The organism is Burkholderia sp. FW306-1C-G01B (assembly GCF_058781685.1).
This window is the reverse complement of record NZ_JBYSWZ010000001.1, coordinates 153465-166067: the sequence shown is the minus strand read 5'-3', so window position 1 is coordinate 166067 and position 12603 is coordinate 153465. Positions and strand designations below refer to the sequence as shown.

10 protein-coding genes and 1 pseudogene are annotated in these 12603 nt (G+C 65.8%); 6 read left to right on the top strand and 5 right to left on the bottom strand.

The genetic code is table 11. The features are described 5' to 3' along the window. The first annotated feature begins 162 nt into the window (after window positions 1-162). Together AC3WLY_RS00735 and AC3WLY_RS00730 are read left to right on the top strand one after the other, a co-directional pair. Window positions 163-1092: a hypothetical protein gene (locus AC3WLY_RS00735; protein ID WP_310131451.1), complete on the top strand. Its 930-nt coding sequence runs from the start codon at window positions 163-165 to the stop codon at window positions 1090-1092. Between the two features lie 91 nt (window positions 1093-1183). Continuing rightward, a pseudogene (locus AC3WLY_RS00730) lies at window positions 1184-1967 on the top strand (hypothetical protein). Between the two features lie 131 nt (window positions 1968-2098). On the opposite strand, the gene argG reads toward AC3WLY_RS00730, so the two are convergent. The 3 genes from argG to AC3WLY_RS00715 form a co-directional block, all read right to left on the bottom strand. Then, complete coding sequence (argG, locus tag AC3WLY_RS00725) at window positions 2099-3436, bottom strand: argininosuccinate synthase (RefSeq protein WP_492308416.1); 1338 nt, start codon at window positions 3434-3436, stop codon at window positions 2099-2101. Window positions 3437-3765: 329 nt separating this feature from the next. Further along, on the bottom strand, window positions 3766-4836 hold the full coding sequence (locus tag AC3WLY_RS00720; RefSeq protein WP_492332633.1) for an FUSC family protein: 1071 nt from the start codon (window positions 4834-4836) through the stop codon (window positions 3766-3768). Window positions 4837-5001: 165 nt separating this feature from the next. Next, window positions 5002-6549, bottom strand: a complete 1548-nt coding sequence (locus tag AC3WLY_RS00715) for a sensor domain-containing diguanylate cyclase (RefSeq protein ID WP_492308418.1) — start codon at window positions 6547-6549, stop codon at window positions 5002-5004. Between the two features lie 587 nt (window positions 6550-7136). On the opposite strand from AC3WLY_RS00715, the gene AC3WLY_RS00710 reads away from it, so the two are divergent. The 4 genes from AC3WLY_RS00710 to AC3WLY_RS00695 all read left to right on the top strand — a co-directional run bounded on the left by AC3WLY_RS00710 (window position 7137) and on the right by AC3WLY_RS00695 (window position 11236). Further along, on the top strand, window positions 7137-8672 hold the full coding sequence (locus tag AC3WLY_RS00710) for an amino acid permease (protein WP_492308419.1): 1536 nt from the start codon (window positions 7137-7139) through the stop codon (window positions 8670-8672). Between the two features lie 261 nt (window positions 8673-8933). Next, complete coding sequence (locus AC3WLY_RS00705) at window positions 8934-9179, top strand: DUF3717 domain-containing protein (protein WP_034182147.1); 246 nt, start codon at window positions 8934-8936, stop codon at window positions 9177-9179. Window positions 9180-9363: 184 nt separating this feature from the next. Continuing rightward, window positions 9364-10281 carry a LysR family transcriptional regulator gene (locus AC3WLY_RS00700; protein ID WP_034182148.1) on the top strand — a complete coding sequence of 306 codons (918 nt, stop codon included), beginning with the start codon at window positions 9364-9366 and terminating at the stop codon, window positions 10279-10281. A gap of 109 nt (window positions 10282-10390) precedes the next feature. Further along, a complete protein-coding gene (locus AC3WLY_RS00695; protein WP_492308420.1) occupies window positions 10391-11236 on the top strand; it encodes an alpha/beta fold hydrolase in 846 nt (281 codons plus the stop codon). Between the two features lie 37 nt (window positions 11237-11273). Here the strand turns inward: AC3WLY_RS00695 and AC3WLY_RS00690 are convergent, their stop codons facing one another. Together AC3WLY_RS00690 and AC3WLY_RS00685 are read right to left on the bottom strand one after the other, a co-directional pair. Further along, window positions 11274-11627 carry a hypothetical protein gene (locus AC3WLY_RS00690; RefSeq protein WP_059521580.1) on the bottom strand — a complete coding sequence of 118 codons (354 nt, stop codon included), beginning with the start codon at window positions 11625-11627 and terminating at the stop codon, window positions 11274-11276. Between the two features lie 286 nt (window positions 11628-11913). After that, window positions 11914-12534, bottom strand: a complete 621-nt coding sequence (locus AC3WLY_RS00685) for a TetR/AcrR family transcriptional regulator (RefSeq protein WP_175960546.1) — start codon at window positions 12532-12534, stop codon at window positions 11914-11916. Between the last annotated feature and the right edge of the window lie 69 nt (window positions 12535-12603).

Here is a 12603-nt window from a genome sequence, read left to right as displayed (position 1 = left end):
CCGCGAGCTTCAACCTGTCGTAGCCGGAATATCGCGACACCTATTCAATTTCGTCCAAGGAGGGCACATAAACCCAGAATACGAAGTGATTTATTAATCGACGCAATGCGAACAGATTCGAATCTTGACCACTAAAAAACGCATCAAAAATCGAGGGTTGAATTGAACAAGCAGTCTCTTTGTTTGCTGGCGGCAGCCGCGATCTCGGTATTCGTCGTCGCGGGTTGCGGCGGCGGCGACGGCTCGTCGACCGCAAGCAGCGGCACGCCCGCAAACACCGGCGGCACCAACAACGCAGCCAGCACACCGGTCGTCGCATCCACGCCGCTCGCGGCACAGCCGGCGAGCGCGCCGGTCGCCTCGTCGCAGCCGGTGACGGTCGGCGAGGCACTGCCCAGCCTGACGAATCCGCAAGCCGGTTCGACTGCCGCAACGGCGAGCGGCCCGATCGGGATCTGGACGGAATCCGACAACCTGGGTTACTCGACCATCGCCCTGGTCGATCCACACAACGACCTGACCACGCTCAATCTGCTGGGATCGTTCGTGATGTCCGAGGATTTCGCGAGCCTGACGGTCAACGGCGCGACGTGGTCGCTCGGTTCGGGCGTCAACTTCGGCGCGGGCGGGTTGATCACCAAAATCGACTCCGGCTCCGGTGCGTACAGCGCGAAGCAGACGTTGTCCGGCACGATCAGCCGAGGAGGTACGGCATCGAATTTCACGTGGACCTACAACGCAGCGAACGCACTCAGCGTCATGCAGGACAGCGTGGTGGGCACCTGGGCGACCACGAACGCGTCCTTCGCGATCGCATCGGGCGGCACGGTGACCGGCACGCTGAGCGGCTGCAACATGAGCGGCACGCTGACGCTCGCCACGCCCGCCTCGAACCAAAACATGTACGACATGACGCTGGCAGCCTCGGCATCGACGGGCTGCAGGCTCCCGGCCGGCGTTCCGCTGTCGGGCAGCGCAGCGATCATGTTCGTGCCGATCAAGGGGACCAACGGCTTCCAGCGTTCGATCCTGTACGTGCTGCGCGCGGCCGATTACAGCTTTGTCGCCTACGGCCAGGTGATCAAGCAATAAACGCACGGCCTGCTGGCACGCGGCGTTTTCACACGCCGCGTGCGACGGCCCGACGAAAACGTTCCGTCAACAACGAAAGCCAATTCGCTCGATGAAGAACTCATCCAAAGCTACCCTGTTCGGTTGCGGCCTGCTCGTGACGCTGCTGTCCGGCTGCGTCACGTTGCCGAACACCGACATGAAACCCGAAGCCCGTCAGAAGCTGCATTCGATCGCCATCCTCGAAGTCAACGAGCCGAAGCGTGTCGCGGTCGTCAATCTCGGCGGCGCGGCGGGCGGGTTCGGTCTGATCGGCGCACTGGCGCAAACCGCCGTCAACGCGAGCCATACGAGTACCTACACGGATCGCGTGGCCACCAGCAAGATCGTATTCGCACCGGACATCGTGGACGGCGTAACGGGCCGCCTCACCGGCAACGGGTATCAGGTCGTGAAGCTGGACGGCCAGAAAGCGAAGCTCGCGGATGACGGCAAGTCGGACGACTACTCCGCGATCCAGACCGACGCGGATGCCATCATGAACGTGTGGTTCACGTCGTTCGGCTATATCTCGCCGCCCAACCAGCCCGATTACATCCCATGGGTGGTCATCCGGGCGCGCATTCTCGACGCCAGGACGAAGCAGGGACCTCTATTACAAGACGTTCGCGTGCGGCTACGACATCAAGGCGAACAGCGTCCACATCGACAGCGATTTCGCTTACACGTACGGCAGCTTCAGCGATCTCGAGAAGAATTTCGACAAGTCGGTGGAAGGGATCAAGTCGTGCGAGAAGTCGGTCGCGGAAATGATCGGTCAGGATCTGGCACGGACGCCGGCGGCTACGACTGCGACGACTGCGACTGCGACCGGGACGGCCACGGCATCGAAATGATCCTGATGCGACTGCAGGATCGTCGTGATACGCGTTCCGAATCCTGCAGTGCTTGAAGAAAGCCGGGAGGGGAGTACTGCACGCGGCCGGGCGGTTTTTACGCCGCCCGGCCGCTCGCGAAAGCGACCGGCTTACTCGCCGCTATCGCCCTTGATCTGCGGCAACGCCGACGATTCACCCGGCGTGAGCAAACCGACCTGCGTATAAACGCGCAGCTTGTCGCGCGTATCGGTGATATCGAGGTTGCGCATCGTCAACTGGCCGATCCGGTCGCGCGGCGAGAACGTCGATGCCACCTTTTCCATCGACAGGCGTTCCGGCTGGTACGTGAGGTTCGGCGACTTCGTGCTCAGGATCGAGTAGTCGTTGCCGCGGCGCAGTTCGATCTTCACTTCGCCGGTAATCGCGCGCGCGACCCAGCGCTGGGCCGTTTCGCGCAGCATGATCGCCTGCGGGTCGAACCAGCGGCCCTGGTACAGCAGGCGGCCGAGACGGCGGCCGTTCTCGCGGTACTGCTCGATCGTGTCTTCGTTGTGGATGCCGGTGACGAGACGCTCGTACGCGATGTACAGCAGCGCGAGGCCCGGGGCTTCATAGATGCCGCGGCTCTTCGCCTCGATGATGCGGTTCTCGATCTGGTCGCTCATGCCGAGGCCATGGCGGCCGCCGATGCGGTTCGCTTCCAGCAGCAGCTCGACCGGATCCTCGAACTCGACGCCGTTCAGCGCGACCGGCTGGCCGGCTTCGAAGCGCACCGTCACTTCCTCGGCGGCGATCTTCACGTCGTCGCGCCAGAACGCGACGCCCATGATCGGGTTCACGATCTTGATGCCGCTTTCGAGGCTTTCGAGATCCTTCGCCTCGTGCGTCGCGCCGAGCAGGTTCGAATCGGTCGAATAGGCCTTCTCGGCCGACATCTTGTACGCGAAGCCCGCCTGGTTCATGAATTCGGACATTTCGGCGCGGCCGCCGAGCTCGTCGATGAACGTCTGGTCGAGCCACGGCTTGTAGATCTTCAGGTCCGGGTTCACGAGCAGGCCGTAGCGGTAGAAGCGCTCGATGTCGTTGCCCTTGTACGTGCTGCCGTCGCCCCAGATGTTGACGCCGTCTTCCTTCATCGCGGCGACGAGCATCGTGCCCGTCACGGCGCGGCCGATCGGCGTCGTGTTGAAGTACGTGACGCCGGCCGTCGTGATGTGGAACGCGCCGCTTTGCAGCGCCGCGATGCCTTCGGCGACGAGCTGCGCGCGGCAGTCGATCAGGCGGGCGCCGGCTGCGCCGTATTCGATCGCACGCTTCGGGATCGCGTCGTAATCGTCTTCGTCGGGCTGGCCGAGGTTCGCCGTGTATGCGTACGGGACGGCGCCCTTCAGTTTCATCCAGTGCAGCGCGGCGCTGGTGTCCAGGCCGCCGGAGAAGGCGATACCGACCTTCTGGCCGGTCGGGAGGCTTTCGAGAATCGTGCTCATAGGAATTACCGTGGATTGGGTCCGGTGGGATCGTATTTCGCGGAATATGCGAGTATCGGCTGTCCGGGAAGTTGGGGCAAGGGCTGATTTTCGCGCGGATACGTCGTCCGGCCTGTCGCGGCGGGCCCGGCGGGCGGTTAACCAGGCGGAGAACGCGGCGCGAATCGGCGCCGATCGGCGGCCGAAACGGGCTCGGACGTGCGCCGTCGCGGGCGGTGCTTCCGGGGTCGGATCGGTCGAACGGCGTACTCGTCGCCGTCAGGATAGCGGTCCGCCAATCCGAAAGGAATATGAAAGGCAGGCGGGTGAAGCGCGGAATCCCGCGAACCTCAGATATTCCACGACTGTGCAGTATCGAGCAGCTTCTCGCGCAACTGATCGACTTCGCCGGCCAGCTTCGCCGTGATCGACACGTAGCCGGACAACTGCGGCGGCGGTGCGTCGTGCGGCGGGGCGGCCGGCCGGCGGCGCGGCGCGAGCCGGCTCGGCTTGCCGAACTTGAGCGCGCGGCTCGCGCCGACCAGCGTGTCGCGGATGCGCCGGTTCACGGCCTTCATCTCGACGCGCATGTATTCGCGGGCCGCCACGTCGTCGCGGGCCGGCACCGCGCTCGACAGGATCTCCAGATAACCGATGCACAGGCGCAGGCTGCGCTGGATCGCCTCGAGCTGCGTCATCGACGTCTCGCATTCCTTCGACACCGACGGCATCAGCGAACGCAGCTGCACGAGCAGCGCGCTCAGCGCGGCCATTTCCTTCAGGTGGGCGTCGTCGCTCACGTGGCGGTCGCCGGCGAGCCGCGCATGCACGGCCGCGCACGCGCGCAGCGCGTCGGCGAGCTTGTAGCGCCACGAGTAGGTTGCATAGAGCGGCAGCGCGAACGAGAACGCCAGCGCGATTGCGATGCCGATCAGCACGTTCACCGCGCGCCACAGGCCGTCGACGATCTCGTTGTCGCCGTGCCCGGCGACGATCACCATCGTGATCGCCGACAGCAGCGCGATATAGCCGGCCTTGCCGATCGCGTGATACGCGCAGATGCCGCACGCGAGCGCCATCAGCAGGTAGATCGCGATCGGTGCGTGCGCGGCGGAATACAGCAGGATCAGCCCGAGCCCCGCGAGCGCGCCGATCGACGTGCCGAGCGCGCGCTCGGCCGCCTTCTTGCGGATGTTGCCGTGATGCTGCAGCCCGCCGACGACGATCAGCACGGTGATCGTCGACCACTCTCCGTGCGGCACGCGCAGGCCGGTGGACAGGCCGATCGACACGAGAATCGCGAGCGCGACGCGCGCCGCATGGATCAGCTTCGCGTGCCGGTAGCGACGGTACGGATCGAGCAGCGGACGGAGCGCGTGGCGCAGGAGTGGCGGCAGCCGGGTAGGGAGCGAGGCGGTCATGACGGAGCTGAGGTGGCCGGAACGCGCACGGCGGCTTGCGCGGGCCGGCGCCGCGCCGCATGCGCAGCAGACGTAACGCTAGCCGAACGCGCGCGGGCTGTCCACGGCGCGGCTGTCCGGCGTGGCCGGCTGCCGCATCGCGCCACGACGACACGTCACGCCATGTCACGCCATGTCACGCCATGCGTCGGCCGCGCTCGGCTGCGCGTCCGACACGCGGTTGCGTCCGCCGGACTTCGCGCGGTACAGCGCCTCGTCGGCGCGCCGCAGCAGCGTTGCGGCGTTCGCGCGGCCGTCGGCGGCGGTCGCCGTGCCGATGCTCGCGGTGACGCGCCCGTACGGGCTCTTCACGTGTTCTATGCCGAGCTCCGCGATCGCACGCCGGATGCCTTCGGCGACGGTTGCCGCGCCATGCGCGTCGGTGTCGGGCAGCGTGACGACGAATTCCTCGCCGCCGTAGCGCGCGACGTGGTCGCCGTCGCGGCGCAGGCAGCGCGACGCGGATTGCGCGACGCGGCGCAGCACGTCGTCGCCGGCCGGGTGGCCGTAATAGTCGTTGAACGCCTTGAAGTGATCGACGTCGACGAACAGCACGGACAGCGGGCGGCCGCTGCGCGACGCACGCTGCGCTTCTTTCGCGAGCACCGTGTCGAACGTGCCGCGGTTGTCGAGGCCCGTCAGCGAATCGGTGTGCGCGAGCCGGTACAGCTTCGATTCGGCGATCTGCCGGCGCTTCAGTTCGCGCGACAGCGCCAGCGAGCCCCACGCGATGAACCCGGTGAACAGGAACATCAGTACGACGGTCCAGACCGCGCGGTGGTGCCACGGCGCGTAGACATCGAGCTCGGCCGGCGCGACGTCGACGATCAGCGGCAGGCCGGGCAGATGCTTGTAAACATAGATGCGCCGCACGCCGTCGATGCTGCCGATGCCCGCCAGCACGCCTTCGCGGCGGCGCAGCGCCTCGATGAACAGCGGCGAATCGTGCAGGTCGAGGCCGACCACGCGCGCGTCGTAAGGCAGGCGGCTCACGAGTATGCCGTTGAGCTCGGCGATTGCCGCGCTGCCGTGCTTGCCGACCGCGAGGCCGTCGAGCAGCGCGCGAAAGTAGTCGATGCTGAGCGTGCCGACGACCACGCCGCCGAACGTGCCGTCGGACAGCGTGATCCGGCGGCTGAGCGCGATCGTCAGTGCGCCGCCGCGCAGCCGGGACGCGTAGGGCCGGCTGATGTAGAGGCCCTGCGCGAGCCCGTTGCGGTGCACGGTGAAATAGTCGCGGTCCGCATAGTTGCCTTGCCGCGCGGGCGACGCGCTCGAATCGATCACGATATTGCCGTGCGCATCCATCACGAAAAGCGACCCGAGATACGCGCCGGTGGCGGCGCGGTCGAACAGCAGCCGGTGGCGCTGGCGCGGCGGCAATGTCATCAGTTCCGGATCGGCCACGCCGTCGACGACGTTTTGCAGCGACAAATCGTAGAGTTCGATATTGCGCGCGATATCGCGTTCGATCAGCAGCATCAGGTTGCGTGCATTTTCGACCGCGTGCTCATACGCGTCGCGTCGCGCCTCGATTAAAAGCGACGTCGAAAGTCCCCAACTGAACATCAGCAGGACGATGCCAGCGACGAGCACGCCGCGGGGCGACAGAATGCGTGCCACGATCGACGCGGTATGGCGGCGCAGCGTGGCGGGCAGCGGGAGTGACTTCATCCTCGGGGGCGGCGGGCGGCGGATACTCGTGTTGTCGACGGTTCCGCGCGCTGATTATTTCGAATTAACCCGCATTATCTCGCGAAATCCTGCAATTCGCGTGCGCATGCAAAACATGCATGCGGAAACGGCGATTCGAAACGGTTCCGCATCATTACCGCATTGCGCGCGGGCGATTTGATTTGAATCAATTGTCAGTATCGGTCGTTTTGTCTGATTAATGGTGCGATGACCGGTCGATTTTTCGTATCGGCGCGGTATTTGGCGGATCGAGACAGGATTACCCGCTTACCGGGCGGAATGAAAAGCCGAATAACCCCGGCATATCCATGGTTTTTGCGCCGGCAGGCGGCTGCGGTTGCGCCGGTGCAGCCAACTCCTTGATTCTGCGAAATCTCTGCGGCCGCGGCGGGCATGTGCGCCTGAGCTCCCTCCATGGCGAATCAGGTAGAATCCGCGCTTCGCCGCAGGCGCCCGCCGCGCAACGCGTATCGGGGCCGCATCGAATGCATCGCAGGACGCGTACCGCGCTCCGATTCCGCATGCGCCGGCTACGGATGCCGGCCCGCTCAACGTTCGTCTCGTTTATGTCCGCAATTCCGAAATCCGACCAACCCGGTTCGTCCGCGAACCCACCCAAGCTTCATCGCGCGCTGAAGGCGCGCCACCTGACGATGATCGCCATCGGCGGCTCGATCGGCACGGGCCTGTTCGTCGCGTCCGGCGCGTCGATCTCGCAGGCCGGCCCCGGAGGCGCGATGGTCGCGTACATGCTGATCGGCCTGATGGTCTATTTCCTGATGACGAGCCTCGGCGAAATGGCCGCGTTCATGCCCGTGTCGGGTTCGTTCGCGACCTACGGCGCGAAATACGTGGACGAAGGCTTCGGCTTCGCGCTCGGCTGGAACTACTGGTACAACTGGGCCGTGACGATCGCGGTGGAGCTCGTCGCCGCGCAGCTCGTGATGCACTACTGGTTTCCGGACGTGCCGGGCGTGTGGTGGAGCGCGGCCTTCCTCGCCGTGATGTTCCTGCTCAATGCGCTCACCGTGCGCGGTTTCGGCGAGGCCGAATACTGGTTCGCGCTGATCAAGGTCGTCACCGTGGTTGCGTTCATCGGCGTCGGCCTGCTGATGATCTTCGGTATTCTGAAGGGCGCGCCGAGCAACGGCTGGGGCAACCTGACGATCGGCGACGCGCCGTTCGCGGGCGGCCTGCCGGCGCTGATGGGCGTCGCGATGATCGCGGGCTTCTCGTTCCAGGGCACCGAGCTGATCGGCGTCGCGGCCGGCGAATCGGAGCACCCGCGCACGACGATCCCGCGCGCGGTGAAGCAGATCTTCTGGCGCATCCTGCTGTTCTACGTGTTCGCGATCTTCGTGATCGGCGTGCTGATTCCGTACACCGACCCGAACCTGCTGAAGACGGACGTGACCGACATCGGCGTGAGCCCGTTTACGCTCGTGTTCCGCCATGCGGGCCTCGCGTTCGCGGCCGGCGTGATGAACGCGGTGATCCTGACGGCCGTGCTGTCGGCCGGCAACTCGGGCATGTACGCGTCGACGCGGATGCTCTACAACCTCGCGACCGAAGGCCGCGCGCCGAAGCTGTTCGCGAAGCTGTCGCCGGGCGGCGTGCCGCGCAATGCGCTGTATGCGACGACGGCCGTCGGCGCGCTGTGCTTCTTCACGTCGCTGTACGGCGACAAGACCGTGTACCTGTGGCTGCTGAACACGTCGGGGATGACGGGCTTCATCGCATGGCTCGGCATCGCGGTCAGCCACTACCGGTTCCGCAAGGGCTACGTGAAGCAGGGTTATGCGCTCGACCAGCTGCCGTACCAGTCGAAGTGGTTCCCGTTCGGCCCGCTGTTCGCGTTCGTGCTGTGCCTCGTGATCGCGCTCGGCCAGGACTATCAGGCGTTCCTCGCGAACAAGATCGACTGGGCCGGCGTGACCGCAACCTATGTCGGCATTCCGCTGTTCGTCGTCGTGTGGCTCGGCTTCCGGCTCCTGAACAAGAGCCGCTTCGTGCGCTACGAAGACATGGAGATCGCGCCGTGGATTGCCGCGAGCCGCGGCGCGCAGCCGCAGCCGGTGGCGAATCGCGAAACCGCGGGCTGACGCGGGCGCGGCAGGCGGCCGCGCGACATGCGATGAAACGGGAAGCCTCGCGCTTCCCGTTTTTTTTGCCCGGCTTTTGCCTGCACGGGGTCAAAGCCGGTTATATTGCCCGACCCTACCGGGCCACGGCCCGGCCGGCGCGACACGCGCAGCGCGGATCGGCATCCGGCGCGCACGGCGCGCGGCGGCCGGCGGCGCCGGCGTTTTCATCGTTCCATCCGGGCCGGTACGGCCCGCGGAGCGCGCAACCCAGAGGAATCCATGAGCGCATCACCCGCCGAGCGGAAGGCCGGACCCGTTTCCATCGTGCGAATCGAAGCCGCGATCAACGCGTGGCGCGAAGTGTACCCGCCGGCACCGGACGGCGAAGACGGCTACGCGCTCGACGCCGGCAGCAATTGTCTCGCCGAGCTGTACGGCACGATGATCTGCTATCGGCTGCCGGACGTGCCGCTCGACTCGCTGAGCAACGAGCAGCGCGACGCGCTCTACGCGACCGAGGTGTGACGGGCGGTCGCGACGCTGCCGCGACACGGCCGGCGTCGATCGGGAAACGGGAAGCCTTCAGGCTTCCCGTTTTGCTTTGGGCGGCGCGTGGCCGTGTGCGTGGAGGTTTGCGCCGCCTGCGGTATCGTGACGACATCGTCCGACCGTGGTTTGACGTCGGGGCGCTGTCCGGGAGGCATCGAAAATGGAGTTGAGACACCTCCGCTACTTCGTCGCGGTTGCCGAGGAGCGGAATTTCACGCGTGCGGCGGAACGGCTGCATATCGCGCAGCCGCCGCTGAGCCGGCAGATCCAGCAGCTCGAGGAGGCGCTCGGCGTGCCGCTGTTCGAGCGCAATGCACGGCCGCTGAAGCTGACCGACGCGGGGCGCTTCTTCTATTCGCACGCGGTGCAGCTGCTCGCGCAGACGGCCGAGCTCGAATCGATGACGAAGCGGGTCGGCAAGATCGAGCGCAGCATGTCGGTTGGGTTCGTCGGCTCGACGCTGTACGGGATGCTGCCGAAGATCATCCGGCGCTTTCGCAGCGAGTATCCGGCCGTCGAGTTGAGCCTGCACGAGATGTCGACGATGGACCAGATCAAGGCGCTGAAGGAAGGGCGCATCGACGTCGGGTTCGGGCGCATCCGCCATGAAGATCCGAGCGTGCGGCGCGTCGTGCTGCGCGAAGAGCGGATGATCGTCGCGCTGCCGGTCGGCCATCCGCTCGACAGCGCGAAGCCCGTGCTGTCGCTGCACGATCTCGTGAACGACACGCTGATCATCTTCCCGAAGGCGCCGCGCCCGAGCTATGCGGACCAGGTGCTCGCAGCCTTTCACGATCGCGCGTTGCAGCCGCGGCGGATCTACGAGACGCGCGAACTGCAGATCGCGCTCGGCCTCGTCGCGATGGGCGAGGGCGTGTCGGTCGTGCCGCACAGCGTGTACGGGCTGAAGCGCGACGACATCAGCTACAAGCCGCTCGACGATCCGAACCTCGTGTCGCCGATCATCATGAGCATGCGGATGCTCGACGAATCGGAGGACATCCGCGCGATGCAGGCGCTGATCTACCGGCTGTACGACGAAGCGCAGATGGAGTATCTGCCGCCGCAGCCCGAATGAGCGCGCGGGCGGTGGGGGCTTGCTTGACGCTGCGCGCGCGGGCAGGCCAACATGCGGGGATCCGATGGGGCCGCCGACGTGCGGCCGCTTTTATGCAGACGACCGACACATGACCGATAGCCTGATCGAGGAGACAATCGTCGAGACGCCGCAAGGGCGTCTTTTCGCGAAACGCTGGCGCGCTCGTCCGGTGCAAGATGAGACGGGCACGTCCGGGGCGGCCGCGCCTAAGCCGGCCGCACCCAAGCCGGCCGCGCCCATCGTGCTGCTGCACGATTCGCTCGGCTGTGTCGACCTGTGGCGCGACTTTCCCGCGCACCTCGCGAACGCCACGCAACGCGACGTGATCGCATACGACCGCCTCGGCTTCGGCCGTTCGGATCGTCATCCGGGGAAGCTCGGCACGACATTCGTGCGCGACGAGGCCGATCGATCGTTCGATGCCGTGCTCGAGCAACTGCGTGTCGATGCGTTCGTCGCGTTCGGGCACAGCGTCGGCGGCGGGATGGCGGTCGGCTGCGCGGCCGCGCATCCGGATCGTTGCCGCGCGCTCGTGACGGTTGCCGCGCAGGCGTTCGTCGAGGATCGCACGCTGGCCGGCATTCGCGACGCGGCGCTGCAGTTCGACGAACCGGGCCAGCTCGACCGGCTCGCGCGCTATCACGGCGACAAGGCCGAGTGGGTGCTGCGCGCGTGGGTCGACACGTGGCTGTCGCCGGCGTTTCGCGACTGGAATCTCGACGACGAATTGCCGCGCGTGCAATGCGCGACGCTCGCGATTCACGGCGAAGACGACGAATACGGCTCCGACGTGCATCCGAAGCGGATCGCCGCGCGCGTCGCGGGGCCGTCGTCGTTCCTGTTGCTCGCCGGATGCGGGCACATGCCGCACCGCGAGCGCACGGACGACGTGCTGGCCGCGGTGGCGACGTTCCTGCGCGACGCGGGCGCCTGAGCGCCCATGCAACCGGCGGCCCAGTGCCCGCCGGCTGTCAAAACGCCAGCTGGATCGCGAGATCGATCGCGAGCAGCGCGATCGAGCAGCCGATGCCGAGGATCACGTTCGGCAGCCGGTGCTCGAAGTCGCGATTGTCGCGGCGCATCGCGGCGCCGAGCAGGAAGATCGCCTCGACGACGATCTGCAGCCCGACGAACAGCAGCATCAGCAGATACTCGTAACCCATCTGCTTGAACGCGGCGAATTGCATCCCGTGATCGCGGATCCACTGGCCGACGCGCAGCAGTTCGTAGACGAACAGCAAGGCGGGAAACAGGTAGCTGATGAAATAGGTCGGCGCGGTGGCGTGCCGTAGTTCGAGGTGGAAGTGCTGATGCGTGGTAGCCATCACGAATCCCTCCTTGCAACGCATGGTTGCGGTCGCGACGGCGGCGCGACAACGTGCGAATTACGGGATTACCCGATGCACCGTGCGCAGCCGTTCGACACCAGCATACTGCTGCGCGGCACATTTGGCATGCGGTGCGTGCATTCATCGTGAAAAACCGTATGCGCTGCGCGACGCATTCAACGTGCGGCACTCGCCGGATGCGGCATGTCGACGGGTTGCGTGGCGCCCGATGCATTCGGCAGCAACCATTCCGGATACTGTTCCGGATTGCGGGCCAATGCGCTCAGCTTTTCGCTTGCGCGCCTTCAATAAACAACTTCGCGACCGACTGAAACTCCCGTTTCAGCGACAGCCCCGGCACCGTCAGCCAGCGCAGCATCGCCGCGAGATACAGGTGATGGAACCACGTCGCGAGCTGGTCGGCCCGCAGTGTTGTGTTCAGTTCGCCGGATTGCTGCCCCGCGGCGATCAGTTGCCGCCACACCAGCGCGATATCGCTGCCGTTCTCCCCGCCGTTTTCCGGATCGACCGTACCGATGCTCAGGAAGCGGTGCCGCAGATACGCGAGCAGGTACACCGGATGCTGCTCGCACCACGCGGCCGATGCGTCGAGCACGCAGCCGATGCGCGACGCAAAGGTCTTGCGCCGCGCGACGTCGCGTTGCAGATGCGCGAGGTCACGCGCGAGCTCGCCTTCGAGCCAGTGCGCGAGCACCGCTTCCTTCGTCGGAAAGTGGTTGTACAGCGTGCGCTTCGCGACATCGGCCTGCGCGGCGATCTGTTCCATCGTGACGGCTTCGTAGCCGTGCGCATCGAACAGGCGCGCGCCGGTGGCGGCGAGATGCGCGAGCATCTGGATGCGCTTGCGCGCGCGGCGGCCCGGATCTTCGGTTGGAATCGGCATGATGGGGGGATCTGCTGAACGTGCATGAGTTGCATTAGTATACGACGTGCATTTTTTTAGATCCACCAA